The sequence below is a fragment of the Halococcoides cellulosivorans genome (assembly GCF_003058365.1).
Lineage (GTDB): Archaea > Halobacteriota > Halobacteria > Halobacteriales > Haloarculaceae > Halococcoides > Halococcoides cellulosivorans.
On record NZ_CP028858.1, the window covers coordinates 2,613,231 to 2,635,067 of the forward strand.

24 protein-coding genes, 2 tRNA genes and 2 pseudogenes are annotated in these 21,837 nt (G+C 61.4%); 7 read left to right on the plus strand and 21 right to left on the minus strand.

Going from position 1 to position 21,837, the window contains the following annotated elements; genetic code table 11:
• Positions 1–199 precede the first annotated feature (199 nt).
• Entirely contained in the window at positions 200–415 is a 216-nt protein-coding gene (locus HARCEL1_RS12655) for a hypothetical protein (RefSeq protein ID WP_108383937.1), read from the minus strand.
• Between the two features lie 85 nt (positions 416–500).
• On the opposite strand from HARCEL1_RS12655, the gene HARCEL1_RS12660 reads away from it, so the two are divergent.
• Entirely contained in the window at positions 501–926 is a 426-nt protein-coding gene (locus HARCEL1_RS12660) for a hypothetical protein (protein ID WP_108383938.1), read from the plus strand.
• Between the two features lie 14 nt (positions 927–940).
• Here the strand turns inward: HARCEL1_RS12660 and HARCEL1_RS12665 are convergent, their stop codons facing one another.
• The 8 genes from HARCEL1_RS12665 to HARCEL1_RS12700 form a co-directional block, all read right to left on the minus strand.
• The gene (locus HARCEL1_RS12665; RefSeq protein ID WP_108383939.1) at positions 941–1,630 is read right to left on the minus strand and encodes an SOS response-associated peptidase; all 690 of its coding nucleotides are present in this window, start codon (positions 1,628–1,630) and stop codon (positions 941–943) included.
• Between the two features lie 41 nt (positions 1,631–1,671).
• Positions 1,672–2,913, minus strand: a complete 1,242-nt coding sequence (locus HARCEL1_RS12670) for a type I restriction endonuclease (RefSeq protein WP_108383940.1) — start codon at positions 2,911–2,913, stop codon at positions 1,672–1,674.
• Between the two features lie 291 nt (positions 2,914–3,204).
• Positions 3,205–3,513, minus strand: a complete 309-nt coding sequence (locus HARCEL1_RS12675; RefSeq protein WP_108383941.1) for a hypothetical protein — start codon at positions 3,511–3,513, stop codon at positions 3,205–3,207.
• A complete protein-coding gene (locus HARCEL1_RS12680; RefSeq protein WP_108383942.1) occupies positions 3,506–3,958 on the minus strand; it encodes a hypothetical protein in 453 nt (150 codons plus the stop codon). Before HARCEL1_RS12680 ends, HARCEL1_RS12675 begins: the two co-directional genes overlap by 8 nt.
• Positions 3,959–4,016: 58 nt before the next feature.
• Positions 4,017–4,298, minus strand: a complete 282-nt coding sequence (locus HARCEL1_RS12685; RefSeq protein ID WP_108383943.1) for a DUF3006 domain-containing protein — start codon at positions 4,296–4,298, stop codon at positions 4,017–4,019.
• Complete coding sequence (locus HARCEL1_RS12690; protein ID WP_108383944.1) at positions 4,298–5,737, minus strand: lamin tail domain-containing protein; 1,440 nt, start codon at positions 5,735–5,737, stop codon at positions 4,298–4,300. Before HARCEL1_RS12690 ends, HARCEL1_RS12685 begins: the two co-directional genes overlap by 1 nt.
• Positions 5,738–5,859: 122 nt before the next feature.
• On the minus strand, positions 5,860–6,465 hold the full coding sequence (locus tag HARCEL1_RS12695; RefSeq protein WP_108383945.1) for a hypothetical protein: 606 nt from the start codon (positions 6,463–6,465) through the stop codon (positions 5,860–5,862).
• Positions 6,465–6,776 carry a hypothetical protein gene (locus tag HARCEL1_RS12700; protein WP_108383946.1) on the minus strand — a complete coding sequence of 104 codons (312 nt, stop codon included), beginning with the start codon at positions 6,774–6,776 and terminating at the stop codon, positions 6,465–6,467. Before HARCEL1_RS12700 ends, HARCEL1_RS12695 begins: the two co-directional genes overlap by 1 nt.
• Positions 6,777–6,981: 205 nt before the next feature.
• Here HARCEL1_RS12700 and HARCEL1_RS13525 point away from each other — a divergent pair, with 205 nt between their 5' ends.
• The 3 genes and pseudogenes from HARCEL1_RS13525 to HARCEL1_RS13820 all read left to right on the plus strand — a co-directional run bounded on the left by HARCEL1_RS13525 (position 6,982) and on the right by HARCEL1_RS13820 (position 9,005).
• Positions 6,982–7,881 carry a site-specific integrase gene (locus HARCEL1_RS13525; RefSeq protein WP_159077151.1) on the plus strand — a complete coding sequence of 300 codons (900 nt, stop codon included), beginning with the start codon at positions 6,982–6,984 and terminating at the stop codon, positions 7,879–7,881.
• An 8-nt stretch (positions 7,882–7,889) separates the two neighbouring features.
• Positions 7,890–8,195 (plus strand): annotated as a pseudogene (locus HARCEL1_RS13815) (site-specific integrase); the annotation flags it as partial.
• Between the two features lie 198 nt (positions 8,196–8,393).
• The gene (locus HARCEL1_RS13820; RefSeq protein ID WP_233357450.1) at positions 8,394–9,005 is read left to right on the plus strand and encodes a site-specific integrase; all 612 of its coding nucleotides are present in this window, start codon (positions 8,394–8,396) and stop codon (positions 9,003–9,005) included.
• 388 nt (positions 9,006–9,393) lie between these two features.
• Here HARCEL1_RS13820 and HARCEL1_RS13825 read toward each other — a convergent pair whose 3' ends face one another.
• Both HARCEL1_RS13825 and HARCEL1_RS12720 read right to left on the minus strand, forming a co-directional pair.
• Positions 9,394–9,672, minus strand: a complete 279-nt coding sequence (locus HARCEL1_RS13825) for a hypothetical protein (protein ID WP_233357356.1) — start codon at positions 9,670–9,672, stop codon at positions 9,394–9,396.
• Positions 9,673–9,914: 242 nt separating this feature from the next.
• Positions 9,915–10,451, minus strand: coding sequence for a DUF7342 family protein (locus tag HARCEL1_RS12720; protein WP_108383949.1), 537 nt, complete (start codon positions 10,449–10,451; stop codon positions 9,915–9,917).
• A gap of 368 nt (positions 10,452–10,819) precedes the next feature.
• Here HARCEL1_RS12720 and HARCEL1_RS12725 point away from each other — a divergent pair, with 368 nt between their 5' ends.
• The 3 genes from HARCEL1_RS12725 (at position 10,820) to HARCEL1_RS12735 (ending at position 14,360) form a co-directional block, all read left to right on the plus strand.
• Positions 10,820–11,758 (plus strand): P-loop NTPase family protein, encoded by a 939-nt coding sequence (locus HARCEL1_RS12725; protein WP_233357357.1) that lies wholly within the window; start codon positions 10,820–10,822, stop codon positions 11,756–11,758.
• Positions 11,759–11,763: 5 nt separating this feature from the next.
• Positions 11,764–12,051 carry a hypothetical protein gene (locus HARCEL1_RS12730; protein ID WP_108384316.1) on the plus strand — a complete coding sequence of 96 codons (288 nt, stop codon included), beginning with the start codon at positions 11,764–11,766 and terminating at the stop codon, positions 12,049–12,051.
• 89 nt (positions 12,052–12,140) lie between these two features.
• Positions 12,141–14,360 carry a type B DNA-directed DNA polymerase gene (locus HARCEL1_RS12735; RefSeq protein ID WP_108383950.1) on the plus strand — a complete coding sequence of 740 codons (2,220 nt, stop codon included), beginning with the start codon at positions 12,141–12,143 and terminating at the stop codon, positions 14,358–14,360.
• Positions 14,361–14,563: 203 nt separating this feature from the next.
• Here the strand turns inward: HARCEL1_RS12735 and HARCEL1_RS12740 are convergent, their stop codons facing one another.
• The 10 genes and pseudogenes from HARCEL1_RS12740 to HARCEL1_RS12775 all read right to left on the minus strand — a co-directional run bounded on the left by HARCEL1_RS12740 (position 14,564) and on the right by HARCEL1_RS12775 (position 21,833).
• Positions 14,564–15,109 (minus strand): DUF6884 domain-containing protein, encoded by a 546-nt coding sequence (locus HARCEL1_RS12740; protein ID WP_108383951.1) that lies wholly within the window; start codon positions 15,107–15,109, stop codon positions 14,564–14,566.
• Positions 15,110–15,208: 99 nt separating this feature from the next.
• Complete coding sequence (locus HARCEL1_RS12745; RefSeq protein ID WP_108383952.1) at positions 15,209–15,859, minus strand: helix-turn-helix domain-containing protein; 651 nt, start codon at positions 15,857–15,859, stop codon at positions 15,209–15,211.
• Between the two features lie 506 nt (positions 15,860–16,365).
• Positions 16,366–16,647 carry a PadR family transcriptional regulator gene (locus HARCEL1_RS12750; RefSeq protein WP_108383953.1) on the minus strand — a complete coding sequence of 94 codons (282 nt, stop codon included), beginning with the start codon at positions 16,645–16,647 and terminating at the stop codon, positions 16,366–16,368.
• 106 nt (positions 16,648–16,753) lie between these two features.
• Positions 16,754–17,077 carry a hypothetical protein gene (locus tag HARCEL1_RS12755; RefSeq protein WP_159077152.1) on the minus strand — a complete coding sequence of 108 codons (324 nt, stop codon included), beginning with the start codon at positions 17,075–17,077 and terminating at the stop codon, positions 16,754–16,756.
• A 15-nt stretch (positions 17,078–17,092) separates the two neighbouring features.
• A tRNA-OTHER gene (locus HARCEL1_RS12760) sits at positions 17,093–17,164 on the minus strand.
• A 19-nt stretch (positions 17,165–17,183) separates the two neighbouring features.
• Positions 17,184–18,713 carry a TROVE domain-containing protein gene (locus HARCEL1_RS12765; RefSeq protein WP_108383955.1) on the minus strand — a complete coding sequence of 510 codons (1,530 nt, stop codon included), beginning with the start codon at positions 18,711–18,713 and terminating at the stop codon, positions 17,184–17,186.
• A 63-nt stretch (positions 18,714–18,776) separates the two neighbouring features.
• Positions 18,777–18,905, minus strand: a tRNA-Arg gene (locus tag HARCEL1_RS13530).
• Positions 18,906–19,407: 502 nt separating this feature from the next.
• Positions 19,408–19,584 (minus strand): hypothetical protein, encoded by a 177-nt coding sequence (locus HARCEL1_RS13535; protein WP_159077153.1) that lies wholly within the window; start codon positions 19,582–19,584, stop codon positions 19,408–19,410.
• 149 nt (positions 19,585–19,733) lie between these two features.
• On the minus strand, positions 19,734–20,828 hold the full coding sequence (locus tag HARCEL1_RS12770; RefSeq protein WP_108383956.1) for a hypothetical protein: 1,095 nt from the start codon (positions 20,826–20,828) through the stop codon (positions 19,734–19,736).
• A gap of 135 nt (positions 20,829–20,963) precedes the next feature.
• A pseudogene (locus tag HARCEL1_RS12775) lies at positions 20,964–21,833 on the minus strand (nucleotidyltransferase domain-containing protein).
• Between the last annotated feature and the right edge of the window lie 4 nt (positions 21,834–21,837).

The following is a 21,837-nucleotide window of genomic DNA, read 5'->3' on the forward strand; positions in this document are numbered from 1 at the left end:
CGACTGAGTCACGTCGTCACTCAGTTGACCGTCAGCAGTGGGATGAGCAGGTGTGAAGATTTCCATTGTTACTCGAGGTCGAACGATATCGTGACCGGTTGGGCATCGTCAGCGTTGCCTGTTCCTCCGAAGGTCGGTGTCTCGGCTGGGTCGGTGATTTTATCTCGGGAATAATTGAGATAGTTGACAATGTGGCAACTTAGTCGCTCGCCTCCGGGCCGCATTCGTGCCAACCCTTCTCCTCGGTATAGTGGAGCCTGTATTCCTCGTCCCCGACCTGGATGAAGAGGTGATCATCCTCCGCTCCAGCGGGGGTATTGCTCGTCATGACCGAGTCGAACCGGTCTGAGTTCTGGAGGTCACGGAGTTCGTCAAGCGACAGCGGCCGATCAGGGAGTGAGTCTTGAATGGCCATATTGCGACCTTCTCAGTTTAGGATCAAAACTCTACTCACCCATTCAAAAAGCTATACACGGACTCTTCCCGACTGTCGAAGTACAATGGTACTCCCCGATCCCGGAACTCTCCAGGACGCAGCCCGCCATGCAGAGAGAGTGGCTGAGGAGGGTATCGACACGAGCAACGCCAAGGCGCTCGCGAAAATGCGGAACGCTCTCAAGAGGCTGGAAGATGCAGCTCAAGACGCACGAAAGGGCGAGATTGAGCCTGCACTGGACGAAGAGGTAGACGTCGGGGACAACGTGGGCGACGTAGTGAGAGTAACACAGAGCCGATCAACTGTCACGGACACGGAGGCAGCCCTGGAGATGCTTGAAGATGCTGACGCAGATCCAGGGGACCTGATGCGAATCTACGTCGGCCGGTTCAGAGATGCCGTCAATGGATCCGATTCAGACCCATCGGAGGTTATCGAGGACGAGGAGTACACGTGTTATCACCGGACCGGCGACGGAAGTAGTGGCTAAGGGGGATTTGAGACTTATCGCCCATCGAAATCACCCAGTCCCGACTGTTCGTGGTCCTCGGGCTCAATCACCTGGGGCGAATCGTTGCTCGGGTCGTTCACCCGTCTCGAGATCGGATACGCGTCGAGGTCGTCCTCTGGATAGGGCTGGCAAAGATCCAGACGCTCATCGGGCCCGGCGGAGAGCCAGCGTTCGGTTGACCCCTGGGGGAGGACCACCGGCATCCGGTCGTGGATCGGTTTCATCAGGTCGTTCGGCTCCGTCGTGAGGATCGTCACGCAGGAGAGCGTCTCGCCGTCTCCCGTCCACTCGTCGTAAATCCCGGCCATCGCGAACGCCGGCGCGTCCTCGCGATAGATCCGGTACGGCTGTTTCGGCCCACCGTTTGCCGCCTGCCACTCGTAGAAGCCCGAGGAGAGGACCAGACAGGGTCGCGACGCCCACGCGTCTTGGAACACGCGCTTCTCGTCGACGGTCTCTGATCGAGCATTGATGATCCCATCGCTGGGGTCGTCCGCCCACGGCGGGACCAGTCCCCAGTGGAAGCGGTCGATCTCGTCCGGGGCCTCGGTGGTGATGACCTCGAGATCGTCCCCAGGGGCGATGTTGTATCGAGGTTTGTAGCCGCCGTCGGCGACGAGCGTGGCGTCGAAGGTGGCCTCCAGGTCGGCTTGATCGACGAACAGCGAGTTCCGGCCGCACATGCACGTCTGTTCGCGAGGAACGGCCTTCAACCGTGGGGTGATCAACAGTAGGCGCTGCGGGCGAGCTGTAAGAGAACGTCCGACCGGTGGACGTCGTCGAGTCCGATTTCTGCGACGAACTCCTCGGTGGGGCGGTCGTCGTCCTCGGCCGTCTCGAAGATTCTGTACGTCTCGCCGTTCGTGAAAATTCCCCAGTCAGCGCCGTACTCCCGCATGTAATTCCGTGTCCGATGTTCCATATCCAGATTACGCCCCAACCTCTTCGCCTCGATCACGACGACCGGGTGGTCGCGATCGGGCACGAACAGTGCGTAGTCTGGCCGGTCGTTGATCTCGCCGTCGGTGTACTCGAGACGGACCTGACGGGGGTCGGTCGGATCCCACCCGAGCGCGTCGACGAACGGCGTGACGAGCTTCGCCTTGGTCTCCTCTTCGCGAACAGTGTCCGAAAGCTGCCCGAGTACTGACGCCGCAGTCGCCTGGAACTCTTCGAGTGCTTCCTCGACATCCGCTGGCTGCTCTTCGGCCGACGCCGGCGACCATTCGAGTGCGTCCCAGTCAGCCGCCGAGACAGACATCCCATCCAGGTAGATCTCGAACTCCGGCGAATCGCCCCGTTCTTCGAGACGCACGACGGCGGTGATCCGGACGGGATCCCCGGGGGCGAACGTCCCGGCGAGGTCGTCCTCGACCCTGGTTTCGAGTTCTGCGCGCCCATCGCCGGGGGTGAGCGAGTGGATCGTGGCGCTCTGGGCGTCGACGAACTTGGACCGGTCGAAGTTAATCTCGAACGGGCCCTCTTGCTCACAGCCCTGGCACTCGTGAGGCTCTTCGAGGCTGCCATCACGCTGTGGAATGCGGGTGAGCGTCCCACACCGCTGGCACTCGAAGGCTGCCGTCGTGATCTTCGGGCGGACGTCACTAGCGTCCCGGACGATACCCTCGACCGCGACCAGCCGACCACGGTGGTCGGCACGAATCGATGGGATTGCCGTCCTCTCCGGGAGGTTCCTGAAGCGGATATAGGTCTCGTTAGATGCGAGCTCGAAAGGCAGACCGTACTGTCGCAGTGCCTCCTTGGCATATTCTTGAAGCTGGGCTGGACGACTTCGGACGTCGGCTGCTAGATCTTCGTCGAACTCCACTAACTCCTCGTAATCGATGTTGAGGCTCGTCTGCTCTGTTCGATAGTTCTCGGCCAGTTCGGTAATGCCCTCTCGACAGTGTTCCTTGAAAAACACCTGGAATGAGTCGACGACATCCCGGTCCTCTGTTCTCACCATCGTGCTTCTTCCACCCGTCGGCCCCGGCTTAAATCGGGCGGCCACTGCGGGGTGAATCGGCCTCGTTCACGTGTGAACCTGAGACAGCGCACGTGCGTTCACTTCCGATCTGCCCGCTGGTATTACTGGTATGACCGTCCCACACTGGGACGAGATACAATGTCTGACGAGAACGAATCGGAGATCGATCCCGAGCGGTGGAAGATGCTTCGAAAGCGACTCCGCAACCACCCGGCCAGGAAGCGATTGAACCAAAGCGAGTAGGTCCGGTAGAGCGTCGATTCCCCGTTTTTAGGCGTCGAGACGGTGAATGTACAGCCAGTTCACCGTGTCGCTTTCCTCACAGACAGACAGGGACTCATCGTCGATCGCCCGAAGATCGACGATATCCCCGAGGATCACGGCATCGGCTGTCCGGCCACAGACCGGGCAGATGTCTGGATCCTCCTTGCCCTCGACCGACCCCTCTCGGGCCGCCTCAAGGTTATCGATTAGGTCACGGACGACGGCTGTCCGACTCGACCCGCTTTCGGCGTCGAGAACCTCTCGATGCCGCTCGCTGAGCATCATCGTCGTCTGGATAAGCTCCTCTTCAAGCATGGTCCCCAGGTAGCTTCGGGGTGAGCGACACGCCGAGCCGCTGTTCGAGGTAGAGAACGTAGTCTCGGAAGGCCTGGAATCTGGTGTCCTCGCTCCGGAGCGATACCAGCACCCTGTTCTCGGCTACGTGCGATGACAGCCGTTCCCTCGAGTCCACGTCCACGACCGTCGCGGACGCCTTGATCTCGTCGGGCTCGTCGGTCTCACTCCCAGCAGCGAACGACGAGACGAGATCGAAAATCCGGTCGTGGTGGAGCCGGCTGGACAGGACCACGCCGGACGTCCCCAGGGGTTCGTCCGGCTCGAAGGTGGCTGCAACGCAGTCCTGGATCCGTTCGCCGTACTCCGCGCTATCGAACGCCGCCCGGAGTCGCTTGTCGCGCTCCGCGCTGATCTCCGCCTCTGCGACGTCGTCTCGGGTACGGTATCGTTCGACGAGACTCATCTTTGGTATCTCCGAATTGAGCGTCCACACTGAAATATTGACACCGGTGGCCAATGGGTTACCCGTCGTCGTCCGGCGGCCGCCGTGAGAGGCGATCGAAACGGCTCTGAGCGCGCTCGGAACGCGCTTCGGTCTCGTCGGCCTCATAGTTGATCTCCTTGACGTCACCGTCGACGAACGTGACTTTCAGCACTGCGTCGGCGTGGCGGCCTGCCTCGGGCAGGCGCTCGCCGTCCAGGACCCGCTCGTCGATCGTCTCGCCGTCGTCCTCGATCAACAGCACCGCCTGATCGCCCTCGAATCGATCGACCACTGCCGTGTAGCTGCCGTCGTCGAGCATCAGTACGCCTCCTCGAGGATCGTGTCTCCGTTCTCATCCGTCACGATCACCGTATCGCCAGCGTTGTTCCAGATCGGCGATCCCGACCCCCAGTAGACGTCCGTCGCGGTGTCGGTTCCGCTGCCAGTATGAAGGGTGAGCTCGGCGCCGGGATCGAGCGTGGCCTCATCGGGGAACGTGTAGGTGTGGTCGGCCTCGTCCGAGACGGTCCACCCCGACAGATCCAGCGGTGCGTCGCCGCTGTTGGTGAAGGTCACAGTCTCGTCGTTGAGCGTCTCGCCGTCGGCGTTGATGGTCGCGATCGCGAGCGTCCCGCCAGTCGTGGTCGTTTCGGTCGGCGTTGCCGTCTCGGTCGTGGCCGTCCCACCGTCGGTCGCGACCGGCGCCGTATCCCCAGCGACCGGGACGACCGTCCGTCGCTCGAGGGCGTCAGTGCTCCCAGGCTCGACCGGGTCGCCGTCGCGAAGCGCGAGTGCATCGGTCGGGGCGTCCGCTTGCGTCGCGACCCTGATCGCCGATCCGTTGGTCGTCATGCGGATTGTGCCATGGGTCCCCGTCCAGTAGGTCGGAATCGACCGGTCGTCAAAGCGCTGGAGGACCGTGTCGTCGGGATGGCCGTACTGCGAATCGTACGCGCTGCTGATCACCGCAACACGCGGCGACGTGGCTTCGAGGAACGCGTCGCTCGAACTCGACGAACTGCCGTGGTGGCCAGCGCTGAGGACGCTGACGTTGAGTGTCGATCCGTACTCCTCGATCAAGTAGGATTCACTCGCACTCTCGCCGTCGCCGGGAAGGAGAAGACTCGACTGGCCGAATCCAAGCCGGAGGACGATGCTGTTCTCGTTCGCATCGCCGTTCGCGATGCCCTCGGCGGGCGGTGCGAGGACCTCCGTCTCGACGCCCTCCATCGGGATCGAATCGCCGGCCTGGGTCTGATAGAGGGTGACGTCGTGCGCTTCGATCGCGTCGAGATACTCAGTGTAGGTGGCTGAACTCGAGGTGATGCCTGGATCGTACACCGCCCCGATGCCGTCGGCCTCAGTCTCGAAATATTCAATCACGGCCTCGTGCCCCCCGATGTGGTCGGCGTCCGGGTGCGAGGTTACGAGATAGTCGATCCGGTCGATGTCACGCTCGCGGAGGTAGTCCAGGACGATCTCACCGTCGTCACGCCAATCGCCCGTGTCTATCAGCATCGTCTCGCCTGCGGGGGTAACGACGAGCGAGCTGGATCCCTGGCCGACGTTGAGGAAGTGGACCGACAGTGTTCCGTTCGGCCCGGCTGGACTCGTGGTCGGTGTCGTCTCCGGCGCCGTCGTTGGTGCGTCCGTGGTCGTGTCCGGGTTGGTTGGGCCACCGTCAGTGACGCCAGTACAGCCGGCGAGGGCGAGCAATAGAACAACGGCGACAGTCGCGAGGGCACGTCGGTCGAGCATGGTCGTTCCGACGGAGGATGGTCAGAAAGGTGTGCCGGAACCACCCACTTTGCCGTCCGTCGAAAGACTATGGAACGAAGGACTCACGAAGAAAGGCAGCCAGGCTGATTCGGACGTGTTCGTCACGGAAGCAGGTGCTCGTCCAAAATATCACTGCAATCAATCGGAATTGCCTCCCACGCAGCTTTCACGGCGTTGTATCCGGTCCAGCCCTCACGTTCCAACAGCTCCCCACACGCGTCACAGAACTCGCGCCGAGAAATGAGCTCGTTGTCGAAGAGAATATAAAACAGAAACGGAGGTGCCACGACACGGATGTCTTCATCGTGGTCGTCGACAACACGACGAATCGAGCGTCGGCCGGCCGCATCCATCAGGATGACGGAGTCGACAGTTTCCGGGTTCTGTAGCACTTCCTGTCGAAGCGATTCCTCACCGGCGTCTGCTCCGTGTGGGCGGGGGACGCTCGTCACCTGGGTAAGCGGTGTCTCGTCGTCCGCAAGCGCTTCGAGTGCGGTACGGCTCCCGTGATAAAGCCGGTACGGACGGCTTCCCTCCGGTGCGGTCTCCCGGCTGTTCTCACGGTGCCGTTCGAGCTCCTGTTTGCAGACGTTCGTTGTTGTGAGGCCGATATGATCGGTAATTTCGGTCCAAAGAGGGTTGTTCGCGACGGCGATCAACGCGTCCGTGTCGACGATGATCGGATACCGAGTGTCGTCGTGAACCATTAGAGGAGATAGTCACTGGTGTCATCCTCGACAGCCTCGCGGAAGGCGTCAATGTCCTCTTCGAGAAGGTCGAACTCGTCACCAAGGAGCAGACGAGTGGCGTCCTCCGAAAGGTCGCCCACCGAATAGCGTTCGTAAATCGCGATCTTGTCGTCGTCTGTCATCGTTCGCCCGAGCATCTGGGAAAGTCCCTCACGTGCGAGTTCACTGATGTTGATGCCACCCAAATGCACGGAGTCGAGTTCGTTCGCCGCCTCTTTGAGCGGGCCGGCACGGAATTTGATCGTATCATCGAACGAGTCCTGACTCATACTACGAAGTACGCGGTACAGGGTGAAAAATTGTCCCCTCATGTGTGAACACGTGGGGAAGCAGGTGAACGAGATCGGAGTGGTCGAGACCTGGTACCAAGAGAACCCCTTCGGCCAGCGAGTGATTGTAACGTTTTCTAGAATATATTACACCACCATTGTCCTGAAAATCAGAGTATTTCTCTTGTAACTTCGACAGCTAAGTGTGTCCGGCATGGAGCAACGAAACTGGGACTCCACTCTTGCAGGCATCGAAGGGGATCTGACCGTAACAGTTGGAAATTATCTCGATGGGGTCTCCAGTGCTGCTCCGGCTACCACCTACTGGTCGCAGAAATCTCAGCTGTCGTCTTTCTATGAATGGTATAACGACACGTCATTCGATATTGTGACTCATGAGCATGATATCGTTGCTCGCTTCGTTCAGCATCTGTTTGTCGAATCGGAGTGGTCAGCTGAAACGGCTCGGAGCTATATCTCAACCCTCACGAACGTACTCGCCTACCACTGCGAGTGTGATCCGGAGATTTTGACGCACGAAATCGCATCGGTGCTCTGTGCATCATCTGTGCCGACCATTCGGAAATTGGGTGATCAGATCGTCGACGTCGACACGACCGATCCAAAGGGTATCGCGTGGACGAAGGTCCCCCATGTCCTTGCCTTTCTCCGCCAGCGTCAGTTCGGCACTCGAACACACCTCTTTGTCGAGATTCTACTCGATACGAAAGGCCGGCCCGAGCAGGTCAGACAGATCGACCTCGGTGATATCGACTACGAGGCCCAACGGGTCGTCGTCGGTGTTCCGGAGACACACCTGGTGAGCTCGTCCGGACTCCTCACTGACCGTGTCGCCAACCTGTCTACGACGACGCTCGATGCTCTCGAGACGTATACCGAGTACGAACGTAACGAGCCTGAGTATTCCTGCGGAGGAGATCCACTGTTCACGACCCACAATGGCCGTGCCAGTTCCGGGACCCTGCGTCGCTCGATCAAAATCGCGAGTACAAACGCTTCCCCAGAATCGGCTGACGAATCAGGACCAGTTCTTCCAAACGACATCTGGCAGTACGCGATGTCCGAGATCCTCAACCAACAATGACAGATTCAATGGCTGACGTCCTCGCAGACGTCGACGATCCAGAAACGATCGAAAAAGTACTCGCATTGTCCCAGAGCGACGACTCTGCCGAGAGTCTCACTGATCCATCCGGGGGACCAGCGCTTTGCGACCTCTATGACCGATACCTCGCTCGGAGGCGCGATCGGAGCCCCTCAACACGAGCCCAGTATCGCCGGACCATTCCGGACTTCGTCGGGTTTGCCGAAGACGACGGTGTGACCACACCGGCTGGTATATCGACCACGCTGGTTGACGCGTACGTCGACGAACTCCAGGAGCGATACGATACCGACGCGACGATTCTCACCTACACGAAAAACGTCCGGAGTTGGCTGCGATGGCTCAACAGGCGCGACCACTGCGATGATGCCGTCTGCCGGATTCTCGATAAGGACGAGCTCGGACTCACTCCGCGGGCACGAGACGAGGCCCTCCCGACGGATGAGGCTGCGGCCATCCTCGGGAAACTGCATCAGCGCCGTCGTGGGTCGATGAAGCACGCGCTCCTGGAACTCCTCTGGAACACCGGATTACGTCTCGGAGGCGTCCACTCGCTCGACGTTCGGGACTTCGATCCTGCCAATAGCGAAGTCTGTCTGAGACATCGTCCCGAGAGCGGGACGCGGTTGAAGAACGGGAGCGAGGACGAACACACGGCAGGCGACGGCGAGCGAAACGTCGAACTCAGCGATCGGGTTGTCACGGCCATCGATTCGTATCTCGATCACGAGCGTCCAGCCGTCACGGACGATTACGGTCGCGACCCACTTTTCGCGACGACGCACGGCCGCGCGACGCGATCGACACTTCGCCGACGAGTCTACGAGGCGACGAGCTGCCGCTGGGCACCCGAGAGCTCGGACGACCGATCATGCGACGGGAGTTGCGATCCTGATTCGGAAGTCTGCGAGTATTCGTACTACCCGCATGCGATCCGTCGCGGTGCGATCGTCCGACACCTCAGCGGTGGCCTCCAACCGGCGATCGCGAGTGAGCGGTTCGATGTCTCGATCGAAACGATCCGGAAACACTACGATCCGCGGACGAAGCGGAAGCGGAAGGAAGACCGATCAGCTGCAGTCAGGACTGCCTGGGAGGGTTGAGAAGCGCAGAGTGCTACCGCCGGGCAGTCTATCGACGCAATCCTTAGCGAGACGCTTTCATACCAAAAGCCAACGCGTCCACGGAGTTACCCATACAGAACGGTGTACGGAGTTCTGGCGGACTCCGTCACCTGCGCTGAACACGACAATCCCATTACTACTGCTGGAATTAGCAACAGCGGATTTTCTGACTCTCTCACAATGGCAGAATAGCCGCTCTCAGTCCTGGAGATCAGCGACAATGCGACCGAGTTCTCGAGCATGTTCGCTCTCCTCGAGGTCGAACCGTTCTTCTATCGAGCGGAGTCGTTCCTGAAACGTCATTGTGGTGTCTCTGTCTTCCCGTTGCGAGGATTCGGTGATTGCCGCGTAAGAAGATTCATATCTCTTATTCCGAAGGAGGCAATCCGTCGTCGGGGACAGTCGGCGCTCCTTCGGCCCATTCGATCCGAGGCAGTACCGCCCGGAGCTGATCGAGACGTGTCTCCAGCACTTCCAGAGGGTGGTCGTTGAGAAACGTCGCTGATCGCCGGTCCACCGTCTGCCCCGCATGGTCGATCTGGAAATGGCACTCACCGAGGTCTGGGTGATCTTCGTCCTGATGCCAGCCGATTCCGAGGTCGCGTTCTTCCTCACTCCATTCAATGACGTAATACTCGTAGTCCACAGCATTGGGATACGAGAACCGTACTGTGAGCGTTGCCTCGTCGATGGCATACCCCTGCCCTAAAAATTCCGATGGTGTCACACGAGCCAGGATGGACCGCGGGCGAGCACGGGAGGGCCGGACTCGAACGTCATGACACCCTGGCTCTTTGTCGAGTCGATTGCGGATCGCTGTGAAGAGTTTCGCCTTCGTAAGATTCCCTCTGTTGGCAAGGAAAACGAACCCGAGCGGCGCCATAGGTCTTAGGCAGCCCTCGTCTCGGGCGTCTCGGCCCCCTCTTCGACGTACGGATCGATCTCGTGGAGGTCCTCGTAGAGGCTGAGTGCGTGCTCCAGGAGCTGCAACTCGTCGACGATCTCTTCCAATTCTCGGAGCGATTGCTGGCGCTCTCGTGCCTCCGCGGCAGACACGTCCTCGTCACTCAACGACGCCTCAAGTTCCGATCGCGACTCAACGTCGTACTCGGACTGGATGTCCTGGATATCCTCTTTCGCCTGGACCAGTTCCTCGCGTAGCTCCTCCCGGGAAAAGGAGAGCACGAGTTCACGGATACGTTCGGTGTACAGGCGTGTGAAGTCCGGAACGTATCTGACGTCGCCGTCCTGGTCGACTTCTCGGAGATCGCCACGGTCCGCAAGCTGCTCCAGTTCGTCCTTGGCGGTCTGCCAGCCGACCTCGGCCTGTTCTGCGACCCAGTTCGGCGAGACGGGGTCGGTCACTGTTTCGGCGATCTGCCTGACCCGCTCGCGTGGAGAGAGATCATCTTTCCAGTCGGTCATGCTACGACCCTGTACGAGCGCACACTCAAAATATATTACGACCGTTCGTTAGATATTGAGGGTATCGCTCACATCGACATCGTCGTCCATCCGATCGAGCATCGGGAGCGACAACCAGAACAGGGCTTAGAAATCTTTCACACACCGTCTTCTTCGCCCCGTTCCGGTCGAAAATCCGCTTGTCTCGTTCTTCGACGCCGTCACACTATGCCGTGATCGATCTGATCTAAGTTCCGGAACCATTCCGGAAACGCGGTGAAGCCGGCTGATCGGCCTTCCCAGACACCCGATATGTGGCCCTAGTCCCCTTCTGGAAATTCGGAAAGTCCCCGATTGACGGTTTGTGGCTGGTCGGGCTATCTCAGTCTATGCCAAACTCCGAGTCCGTTCGAGAGCTCGATCACGGGAGCATTGACGGCGCCACGACCACCGGCGATCGCCGCTGGCCAGGGCCGAATCGCGACGATCTCCTCGGCCAGCGAGCACGGCAACGATCGTCCGGTGAGATCGACGACGCGGCCGTCGCGACCGCCGACGCCGGCCTCACCCTGCCGGAGTTTCCGAGTCTCGAGGACGACTGTTATCTGCTCGATCCCGACGCCCAGTCCCCACGCTCGCGACGGACGGCGACGATTGGGACACTTCACGCGCTCGCGCTCGACACCGCGCTTTCGGCCGGCGGCGACGTGGTCTGGATCGACGCGCAGGGCCACGCCACGACCCACGCGTTCGCGCAGGTGGTCCCGTCCGAACGGGCGCTCGACCGCGTCCACATCGCACGGGCATTCACGACCCACCAGCACGTCACGCTCGTCGATCAACTCGGCCGGTGGCTGCGCGACGACCCGACGTCTCCGTTCGGCGGGCCCGCGACCGACCGCCCGGCGGTGGTCGTCGCGCCGGCGCTGGACGCGCTGTATCGCGGCGGCGACCTCCGGAACGATGACGCGCAGGCGTTGCTCCTGCGGTCGCTCGCGACGCTACGGGCCATCTCACGCGATCACAACCTACCAGTCATCCTCACGCGGGCGCGGCCTGACGGTGTCGCCACGGCGCTCGAGACGGCCGCCACAACGATAGCCCTCGAGGAGACACGGTTCGGGCCCCGATTCGAGTGTGAGGAGCTCGATTTCGAGACGCTGGTCTACGATGTCGGCGACGGGATCCAGCAGACGACGATCACCTACTGGGCGGAGATCCTGGCCGCCCGCCACCCATCGGTCGCGACCGGCGCGTCTTCGCCGGCGCCGTCCAGCGTGGGGCGGTCGGGTTCGTCGACGATCGCCGGCCTGGGAGACGCGAGGTGATCGCGATGGGTCGGACGAACCCTACCTTCTGGGACGTGCTCCGGTCGGTTGAGGACCGGTGGAAGCCGTTTCGGCGGACGCTCCGTCACGAGGACCAGGAGCGGTTCGACCGCCTCCTCGAACACGCCCACACCCACGCCGACGCGGCGGGAAACCTCAACCATCAGTCCCCGATGGTGCCGATCCTCGTCGCGATCGCGATCGGCCAGGAACGCCGGATCGACGAGCTCGAACAGCGCCTCGGTGACTCGGACGGCAAAGCACCGGATCGTCGCGACGAACCCCCGGGGTGAGAGGTAGGATGATGGCCATCGCGACCGGCGATCACGGCAGAGTATGGCGCTCGCCAGCCAAGACGACGGAAACGCGGGGTCACTGAGCCGTGGTCTTCACGATCGATTTCCTCGACGACGGTGCGCCGCTGGTGTGGTCCCTCGAAGGGACCAGCGAGACCCCCGGTTGGTCGGCGACGCGGGCGGCTGACTACACGCCGACGCTGTTCGCCGTCGCTGCGCGGGGGATGCAGGAGGCCGACCCCGACCGGCAGGCCTGCGTCGACGAGCTCGACGAGATGCGCGCTGACCTCGAGATGCATCCCGCCGTCGGGGACCTCTCGGTCGCGTGGAAGCGCCCGGGGTTCCGCTTCGCCGATCAGCCCGTCCTCCGGATCGATGTCGATCGGACGTCGTCGGTCCGAGAGATCGCACGGTTCGTCGAAAATCGAGGCCCGCCGGGGCGAGTCCCGTTCCGGGCGTTCAACGTCGACTTCTCCCCGGAGTTCCGGTACTGCCTCGAAACGGGGACCGATCCGGCGCCGTCGCGACGGCCGCAACGACTCCGGCTGGATCTCCCCCGGACGGCTGCGGCGGACGGGGACCTCACCGCCCTCGAGGTCAGCGTCGTCGACGGCGATGGCGACGGTTGGGGCGAGATCGACGCGACCGACACCGTTGGCGTCCTGGAAGAGCTCGAACGCCGCCTACGCGTGGTTGATCCGGACATCCTCTCGGTCGAGCGGAGTGCGATCGTCCCGATGGTCGCCGACGCCGCCGACGAGTACGGCATCGATCTCGGCCTTCCGCGTGTACCCGCCGGCGTCTCCGACGCACAGGTCCCGGACTACCAACAACTCGCCGGCGAGTCCACGTTCGAGTCCTACGGCCGGCGACTGCACTCGCCGGCGCGATACAACGTCCCCGGCCGGGTCGTGATCGACCGGTCGAACACGTTCTTCCTCGAAGAGACCAACCTCGCCGGCGCGCTCGATCTCGTCGAACGCTCGGGGAAGCCACTCCAGGAACTCGCGTGGGCGTCGATCGGGAACGTCCTCACGGCGATCCAGATCCGCGAGGCGACCCGTCGCGACGTGCTCGTCCAGTGGCGTGCGTGGCGGCCAGAGCGGTTCAAGACTGCCGGGACCCTCCACGACGCCGACCGGGGCGGGACGACGCTCTCGCCGGTCGTGGGCGTCCACGACGACGTCCACGAACTCGACTTCGCGTCGATGTATCCGAACATCATCTGCCAGCACAACCTCTCGCCCGAGACTGTCCGGTGTCGGTGCCACGATCGTGATGACGTCCCCGACCTGGACTACGCGGTCTGCGATCGCGACGGCTACCTGCCCGACGTGCTCCAGCCGATCATCGACGATCGGGCTGGGATCAAAGACCGACTGGCGAGTGAGGACCTCGACGCCGAGGAGCGCCGCGCCCTCGAGGGCCAGTCGGACGCGCTGAAGTGGATCCTCGTCTCGTGTTTCGGCTACCAGGGGTTCAGCAACGCGAAGTTCGGTCGGATCGAAGTTCACGAGGCGATCAACGCCTATGCACGGGACATCCTCCTGACCGCGAAAGAGCGACTCGAGGCCGGCGGCTGGACGGTGTTGCACGGTATCGTCGATTCGATCTGGGTGACCGCTCGCGACGGCGCCGACCAGCGCCCACTCGATGAGCTCGCGACAGAGATCAGCGAGGCGGTCGGCATCGCCCTCGAGTACGAGAGCGCGTTCGACTGGGTAGGGTTTTGCCCACGTCGCGACGGGCGCGGCGGGGCGTTGACGCGCTACTTCGGGCGGCGTCGCGACGCCGACGACGATCCGTACAAGCTCCGGGGGATCGAGTGTCGGCAGCGATCGACGCCGGCGTGGATCGCCGAGGTCCAACGGGAGTTGATCGATGTCTTCGACGAGACGCGGAACCCCGAGGCCGTGGTCGCCACCCTGGAAGATCGTCTCGCCGTCCTGGAGGCCGGCGACGTCGACGCGACGGACCTGCTCGTCCGGACCCGGGCGTCGAAGTCCCTCGAGGCGTACTCCCAGCGAACGCGGACGGTCGCTGCGCTCGAACGGGCGGAGCAGCTGGGCCTCGAGTTCGCCCCGGGCGAGGACATCGTCTTCATGGTCCAAGACGACGAGAAGGACAGCGTCGATCGAGTGCGACTCGCGCCAGAAGTGGACGACAAGACGGCATACGATCCGGACTACTATCGGTCGGAAGCGGTGAGGGCTGCGGCGAGCGTACTCGGACCGACTGGGTGGGGCGAGGACCGCCTCCTCGACGAACTTCTCGGGCAGCGATCCGCAGCAGTCGGAGAGTATTGAGTGGCTAAGCCTTATGTAACAAAGGCCAAGGGAGGGAGCACGATGTTACATAAGGCCGGAACTGCTTCAGAACACTGGCACTCGCTGAAGTGTCTCACGCTCTGCACCTTCGAGTTCTCGAGTGGGGGTCGACTCCACTTTCGCCGGGTGCTCTAATAGATTCGATACTATCGATATTGGCGATTCCTTTTCCGCCCGCCGTGTCAGCTTTCGGCCGCTTTCGCCCGCTCGAGGTCGATGCTTCCCTCGTCGCGGTACTGTTCGACGAGTTCCTTGAGACGGGACATCTGCTCGCCGTTCCCGGCAGTCCCCTCGAACGGGTAGACCACTTCTGCGGGCAGGTCCTCGAGGATGTGCTGGATCGGCTCCAGGTAGCGCTGTCCGAGGAGTACGTCGATCACCACATTCTCGTCCCAGTGACGCTCCACAAACGACCGAATGTCCGGCCCGACATCTTCGACCCACGCCTCGATCTCTTCGTCGGTCATCTCGGTGATCGTCCGGTCGTAGCTGTCCTCCATCGGTCGGTCGGGGTTTGCGAGACCGAGACCAGCCGAGAGTATCCGCCAGTCGTCAGCAACGAGACGCGCATACCGAAGCTTAACAACCCAGTAGGAACGCTTGTAGAGGTGCCTGAGCGGAAGCACATCGACATCGTCGCCCTCCTCGTGGTCAGGATGGGCTTTCCCCCACTCGTCGGGGTCGTGTTTGGACTGTGAGCACCCGACGATCGCGAGGCGTGTCGTCACCGTTTGTCACCCCCTGGGTCCACGAAGCCCTCAAGGATGGGAACATCGGTTTCGACCGCGAGAACCCCTTCGGTCAGTTCCCGACCGTTCTCTGGAAGATCAGTAGTCTGCGTCGCTATCGACCTCGTCGTACATCCGATCAAGCATGGACAGGGCCGACTGGAACGTGGCATAGTGTTCACGGGCGAATTCGACCGTCTCATCCATCGAGATGACCGGACGGCCGTCGACTGATTCCGCGTCGGTCGAGTCGCGAAGTTCGACGACGACCTGGAGTGGCCCGTCGATTTCGTCGCGCGGTTGTCGCTCGCCGGAGACGGGAATATCGAACCGCTCGAAGAATCGCTCCCACGCTTCGAGGTTGGATTCCTTGACAGCGATGAACAGAGGATAATCGTCCGGCTCACGCGCGACCTGATAGCCGCCGCGCGTCCAGACGTACACCGCGTCGATTCCAGTGAACGCGAAGTCCATGCCCGTGAACTGCGGGAGGACGTACGCCTCGGAAATCGATGGTGGTGAGACGCCTGCCGAGGTCGCGAGCAACTGCAGTCCAGCGTCCCGGACAGATTCGTCGACGACAGTGAGCCCGTCGTCGTATTCGACGTACCCCTCGGCTTCGAGACGATCGATTGTCCGGCGGATCGTCTCGCGGTTCTCGTCGATTTTCTGTGCGACGCCGACAATCGTGTCGCCCGGCTTGATCGCGAGCAGAATTTTCAGCTCCTTTTCGCCGCATGCGGTATACATCTGTCTTCTTATGATTGCACATAGTTGTGTAACAGTAAAGAATCTTATCGTCGGTCCGTACTCGACTCTCACGCTCGGAAGTTCTTTGTCTGGTTCAAGGCCGGCGTGTCACGAGTTATCGAGGAATGTATCAGTTCCGACGACAGCATAGCTGGGGATTGATCGGTACCCGGCGAAAAGCAGGTAGCGAAAACTTTCCTCGAACACCCCTCGGGCAGCAATCCCCAGGAATTGGGAGAAAGGAGGGGAGCAAACCCAGACCCCGGATCGGTGTAATTTGTTCAAACGCCAGGTTCATCCGACTAGCGTCGATCCCTGGCTGAGCATACCTTATGTAACAATATCCCCGGAAAGGGAGCACATTGTTACATAAGGCTCTGACTGCTTCAGAACCCCCGGACTCGACGAAGCGCCCAAGGCTACAGCAACGAGCTCTCAAAGAAGATTCCGCTCCGCTTTGGTCGAAAATCTCCGAAGAGATTCGATCTCCTCGGGATACTATCTTCTTATCTCAAAGATGATGCGTATTGGTCTTCCCACTCGCGCCGGGCCTCAATCTCTCGCTCACCGCGCTTCGTAATGGAATAGTAGTTTGTTCGTCGATCCTTCGCACCCTTCTCCACCAACCCTTTTTCAACGATGCTGTCCAGATTGGGATAGAGGCGGCCGTGGTGGATCTCATTCTCGTAATATTCCTCAAGCTTGTCCTTGATTTTGAGGCCCTTGGGCTCGTCGAGCCCGGCGATTACGTACAAGAGGTCGCGCTGGAATCCCGTGATGTCGTACATTATCTAACGGTGGTAGTATAGGGGTTAAAATATTTTGGCTTCGGCCGACGGCTGGTTTCATATACTGTTAGAACTGAGAAGACGATGACAGTGAGCGATCATATTATTATATCAAACCCCGATCGACTATCTCGATCGCGACCTCATCCTCGGGCGATACAACCGCTCCCGTGACCGTCTCCACCGTCACTGCGACTGTGATCTCCGTCGCCGAAAGCCCAGGGTCGAGACTGCGAAGTTCATCGATCGAAACGTCGACGATGCCGTCGACTCGAGAGAGCCGCCGCTCCGCCTCACTTACGAGGTCGCCGTCCGATCCGTCGGGGATCCGGATTTCGACGACCAGTTCGTTCGTCTGTCGAGTCTCGTTGTCACTGGATATTGCCATTGGATTCACCTCCGTTGGAGCGGCGTCGGCACGATCGCGCACGACAGCGGCCCCAACTGCGCGAGGAGAGATTCGAACTCTCGGCTCGGCCCGCTATGCCGCGTGGTGGCCAGGCTCCACTACTCGCGCGATAGAAACGAAAAATCGCTTAGACCGGTTCGAACGCCTCGATCTCGTCGATTACCTGGAGAGGGTCCTCGGCGTGCTCGATGAACTCGAGGACGTTCTCGGACCACCCCGAGACGTTGTAGACCCCCTCGTAGCCCTCTGGAGTGACGAGGTCGCCGTACGACGCCAGGTCGATCATGTAGAGGGAGACATCGGGGGCGATGGTATCGCGATAGGCCTCGAAGGCCTCCCGGACCGTCCGGGCGTCGTCGGGAACTCTCCAGCGCGAATCCCAGATCTGCATGTCAGTGAACAGCACGACGCGATCGACGGCGATCGCCTCTTCGCGGAGGTACTCCAGGACCTTCCAGCCATTAGTCGAGTTACCGACTTCGCGGTCGATGCCGAGGAGTGCGTCCTGTCGCTGGAGCACCGGCGTGTCGACGTGAGTCGATACGTCCTGAAAGTCGTCGCCAAAGCCACCGACGCGAGCGCCCTGGTCGGCCAATACCGCGCCGAACAACGCGCCGATCTCTTTGTACCGGATCGCACTCTGCTCGGAGAGGACCGTATCCATCGACCCCGAGAGGTCGACACCGACGAACGTGTCACCCAGGCCCTCGGGAACGCTCTCGACGGAGACGTCGACGGCCCACTCGAGCCAGCGCTCGACTGCGGGTGCGTCGATCCCGGCGTCCTGCAACGCTTTGTACGCCTGGTAGTACCGGAACGGGTAGAGCGGCGCGTGGCGCACCGCCTCGAGATCGAGGTACTCGACGATGGTCGCCTCCTCGACGCCAGCCTCGAGCATGTTCCGGAGGTTCCGGATCGATGCGAAGATCGGCAGCGAGTATGCGTCGTCTTCGATCAGCGTCTCCCACGCGTCTCGCGTGTTCCCGCGCTCGGAGATCACCGTCTCCCAGGTCTTGGGCGTGGGCAGTGGCTCGACGTCGGGATAGTCGTCCAGATCCCCGCGCATGAATCGCTCGAAGAGGACCTCCTGGTCGTCGTCGACGGGCGTCGGGTGGACGCGGTTGAACACGTCCCGGAGCGTCACTTCGCGTCGCGAGAGCTCGTACTTCTCGAGCGTGTACGCGTCGGCCATGTCGACGAGCGCGTCTTCGATCCCACGTCGGAGCGGCCAGGGTGCCGTCCCGCCGAACAGATCGTCGTGGATCGCCAGCGCCGTCGCCGTCTCGTCCATCCGCTGGATGATCTGGGGCGCCCACTCGCGGATCAGCGACTCGTCGGTGTCGTCTTTAAACCGGTCGTCGTTGGCCGCGAGGACGAGCAGGACCTGGGGAACGTCCCGCAGATACAGCTCCTGCCGAGCATACGCGGCGAGCTTCAGGACGAACTCTGGATCCTCGTCCGCCGCCGCGTCGAAGCGCTGGACGATGGCCGCGAGGTGCTCCTCGTCGTCCTCGTAGTAGGAGTCCTCGAGCAGCTGGTTGATCGTGCGCTTGTACAGGGCGAGTCGTGGGTCGGCGGGGTCGAACGCTTCCCCACCTTCGTTGTTGGTGGTCCGCGTCGCCTCCGCGACCGTCTGTGTGGTGTCGTTGAACTGCATGCTATCACCGGAGCCGCAATGGGCGACCCCGAACAGTGCCACTCGCGGGGTGCGAGTGGTCCACGTCCCCGGCACGATTCGAACGTGCCACACTCGGCTTCGAAGGCCGGTGTCCTCGTGAGGGCCGAAAGCCCGAACGAGGGCTCGTCAGAGCTTGCTCTGACGGTGCTCTCCAGACTGAGCTACGGGGACAACGGTGGTCGGAAAATCGCAGGAGCGAGGAATAGCGTGTTCCCAGTTACACCAGAGCGGACGGTCCGCACCCCGGATTCGAACCGAGATCTCTCGCTGAACAGGCGAAGGAACGCTCCAGCTCGACGACCACCCGACTGATGAGTGTCGGCGACCGGAAAATCGCAGGAGCGGTAGGACGGTCGCCAAACCGCGCAGGACATATCGTCCCCACTCGAGACCATTGTGATCGGTCATCGCGTGGCTGCCAGTCGTCTGGCAGAGCGCCGGGATTCGAACCCGGATATCGCGTAAGAGCGAAGGAACACTCCTGCTCGACGGTCGCCGCCAACGAATCGGTAGTGGTCGGAAAACCAACGGAGCGGTGCGGGAGTTGAACCCGGTGGTGGCCTGAGGAAGGAACGCTCCGTTTTGACGACCACGATGAACCTCATTGAAATCGACTTCTGAGAGGCCGCTTTCGATGATCGCGGGGACTCGATTGCTTCTGTGAGGGAATACTTCAATGCATTCTGACGGCGATCTGGACGAGAAGCGACGACCGGAACACTGCCGGAGCGGTGCCCATTGTCGGGGAGAGCCCCTTTGTCTGGACGGCACAGTAGACCTGCTCGTCTACCGCCGGGATTTGAACCCGGATGAACCATTCGAAGGATCGCTCCGACTCGACGGTCGCCATTAACGGGTGATAGGTGGCCGGAAAACCGACGGAGCGGGTGCGGGAGTCGAACCCGCTGGGTGCCAGATGAAGGAACGCTCCGTCTCGACGGCCACCCCAAGGGCCAGGAACACACCCGGTCCACGCTGGAAACACCGACAGCAGCCGCGTCAGGAGTCGAGAGAATCGAGTTCGTCGTCGATAACCTCGACAGTCTCCCGGAGTTCGAGATACGAGTTTTCGAAGCTGTCCCCGTCTTCGATCGCCGAGGTCGCGGTGGCGATCGGATCGACGCGGATCTCGGCGTTCGCCGACGGGAATGCGAGTTTCAATCCGTCTCCGTCGAGATAATTCCACTCGGCCGCAGTATTTCGTCTGATGACTTCGCCGAAGTAGCCGGCAGCCTCACTCGCCGTGGCAGTGAGCACGATAGAAGCTTCATCGTCGGTCTCCCCGAGTTCGGCGTCGGCGAACTCCGGCGTCCGATACCGCTCCTCGAACAGGGTATCGACTGTCGCGAGTGACTCCACCGAGAAATCCAGGTCGTACTCGTCGTGCCGGTCGACGAAATCGTCGGCAAAGCCGTGCATGTCCTCGGGAGCCAGATCCTCGTCCGCTCCGTCTGCGTCGATCTCCGACGGATCGATACCGCTGTCCTGCCGACGCTCCTCGAGGCGCTCGCCATCGGGTTCGAGCAGTTCTCCGTCGAGATCGTAGTTCTCGACGAAGGTGTCGTGCATACGGACGAACGGTGGCTCGGTGTCGAGGGCGCTGTGGGCCGTCCCGAACAGATTCACGATCGTCTGTCCCTCGAAGCCGATCGCCCAGCCATAGTCGCGGTCGAGTACCCACTGCGCGTCGTAGTGACGAATCAGAACCTCACCGAAATAACACGCCGGCTGGGCCGCCATCGGTGCGAACCCACCGGTCCGCCCGTCTTCGAGGTCGATCGCCAGCCAGTTCGCTCGATCTTGCTGGGTCGCGAACATCTCGTCGACCCCACGAATCGATTCGATCGAGTAGTCAGTCGGTCCGAACTCCTCCCAGGTGCCGGCGTAGTCCTCGGCCATCTCACGAAGGTCGGTGACCGAATCACCGACGAGACAGCCCGGCGGGACGTGATTCTCGTCGCCGAACGCCGAGCGATCATCGATCACGCGCGTCTCCTCGGCCGCCTGTGTTGACTGGTCCGGGCCTTCGGTCGCGTTCGACTGGTCGTCGTCGTTGCCACCGAACAATCCGATAATCGAGTCGAAAAGTCCCATGGGTGTCGATATCGACCATTACGATCATAGTCGTTTCGAGAATGGGATCGAGAACGGCGCACTCAATCGATCGACCCATGAATCAACACCCCACGATCGTTCAATGATCAGATTCTCTCACCGAGAGCGACCGACCTATGCCCGAACTTTCCGCATCCAGTCGTCGATGGCGTCTCGATACCCGCTCTTGTCGGGGTCGGGCAGGTCATCGAGCGCGTTGAACTGTGTGGCGATCGCCTCACGAGCGCGCCCCTCCAGATCGTCCGGAACGGTCGGGTCCGCGGACGCTCGCTTGTGTTCGACCAGCCGATCGACCAGATCGGGATCGCCACCGTCGACGGTCGTCGCCAGCCGATGGATGTCGGCCTCGATGTCCTCGTGATCGAGGACGTACTGGGCCGCGAGGAGGCCACGATAGACGTAGAGGAACTTCTTCGGCCGCGGGTCGTAGCCCTCGCTCTTCTCGGGGTCGAGGTGTTTGTAGTAGTTCGATTTCGCCATGCCCAGGTAGGCGTGAGGGACGTTCATCGGGAGGAACTCTCGGAGGAGTTCCTGGAGCGCGTCCATCTCGAGGGGCATGCCATTCATCACCGTCGGGGCCTCGAAGACCAGCTCGAGAACGTTGTAGTTCGCCTTCGCGAGCAACGTGCCGAACTGCTTGAGTTCGTAGCTCCGCAGGTCGACCTCGCTATACTCCTCGAACCCCTAGGTCGTCCCGTCCATGTTGACGGTGACCTCGCTCGCAGGGGTGTCGAGGTAGGCGTACTCCTCGGGCGGGACGACGTGGAGGCCCCTGACGTCGATATCGCTGTCTTCGCTGTCGAACCCGTAGATATGACTTCCCGTGACCGCGTAGAAGCGAGGGCAGTGTTCGGTCCCCTTCTGCGCGACGGCGTCTTCGATGAACTCGCGTAGTTTCTCGTCACTATACGCCAGATTCAGGTCGGATATCGTCATCTGTGATTCCTCGAATTGTGTCGTCATTGCACCGTTCGGATCGGCCATCCAG

What these genes read in the sequence shown, in the direction of transcription:
- HARCEL1_RS12750 (WP_108383953.1), bottom strand. Translation starts at nt 16,647, where the DNA reads ATGTACGACATCACGGGATTCCAGCGCGACCTCTTGTACGTAATCGCC.
- HARCEL1_RS12665 (WP_108383939.1), bottom strand. Translation starts at nt 1,630, where the DNA reads ATGTGCGGCCGGAACTCGCTGTTCGTCGATCAAGCCGACCTGGAGGCC.
- HARCEL1_RS12725 (WP_233357357.1), top strand. Translation starts at nt 10,820, where the DNA reads ATGCCAAACTCCGAGTCCGTTCGAGAGCTCGATCACGGGAGCATTGAC.
- HARCEL1_RS12680 (WP_108383942.1), bottom strand. Translation starts at nt 3,958, where the DNA reads ATGAGTCTCGTCGAACGATACCGTACCCGAGACGACGTCGCAGAGGCG.
- HARCEL1_RS12745 (WP_108383952.1), bottom strand. Translation starts at nt 15,859, where the DNA reads ATGTATACCGCATGCGGCGAAAAGGAGCTGAAAATTCTGCTCGCGATC.
- HARCEL1_RS12695 (WP_108383945.1), bottom strand. Translation starts at nt 6,465, where the DNA reads ATGGTTCACGACGACACTCGGTATCCGATCATCGTCGACACGGACGCG.
- HARCEL1_RS12675 (WP_108383941.1), bottom strand. Translation starts at nt 3,513, where the DNA reads ATGCTTGAAGAGGAGCTTATCCAGACGACGATGATGCTCAGCGAGCGG.
- HARCEL1_RS12730 (WP_108384316.1), top strand. Translation starts at nt 11,764, where the DNA reads ATGGGTCGGACGAACCCTACCTTCTGGGACGTGCTCCGGTCGGTTGAG.
- HARCEL1_RS13535 (WP_159077153.1), bottom strand. Translation starts at nt 19,584, where the DNA reads ATGGCGACCGTCGAGTCGGAGCGATCCTTCGAATGGTTCATCCGGGTT.
- HARCEL1_RS12670 (WP_108383940.1), bottom strand. Translation starts at nt 2,913, where the DNA reads ATGGTGAGAACAGAGGACCGGGATGTCGTCGACTCATTCCAGGTGTTT.
- HARCEL1_RS12770 (WP_108383956.1), bottom strand. Translation starts at nt 20,828, where the DNA reads ATGGGACTTTTCGACTCGATTATCGGATTGTTCGGTGGCAACGACGAC.
- HARCEL1_RS12700 (WP_108383946.1), bottom strand. Translation starts at nt 6,776, where the DNA reads ATGAGTCAGGACTCGTTCGATGATACGATCAAATTCCGTGCCGGCCCG.
- HARCEL1_RS12720 (WP_108383949.1), bottom strand. Translation starts at nt 10,451, where the DNA reads ATGACCGACTGGAAAGATGATCTCTCTCCACGCGAGCGGGTCAGGCAG.
- HARCEL1_RS12690 (WP_108383944.1), bottom strand. Translation starts at nt 5,737, where the DNA reads ATGCTCGACCGACGTGCCCTCGCGACTGTCGCCGTTGTTCTATTGCTC.
- HARCEL1_RS12655 (WP_108383937.1), bottom strand. Translation starts at nt 415, where the DNA reads ATGGCCATTCAAGACTCACTCCCTGATCGGCCGCTGTCGCTTGACGAA.
- HARCEL1_RS12765 (WP_108383955.1), bottom strand. Translation starts at nt 18,713, where the DNA reads ATGCAGTTCAACGACACCACACAGACGGTCGCGGAGGCGACGCGGACC.
- HARCEL1_RS13820 (WP_233357450.1), top strand. Translation starts at nt 8,394, where the DNA reads ATGAAGCACGCGCTCCTGGAACTCCTCTGGAACACCGGATTACGTCTC.
- HARCEL1_RS12660 (WP_108383938.1), top strand. Translation starts at nt 501, where the DNA reads ATGGTACTCCCCGATCCCGGAACTCTCCAGGACGCAGCCCGCCATGCA.
- HARCEL1_RS12685 (WP_108383943.1), bottom strand. Translation starts at nt 4,298, where the DNA reads ATGCTCGACGACGGCAGCTACACGGCAGTGGTCGATCGATTCGAGGGC.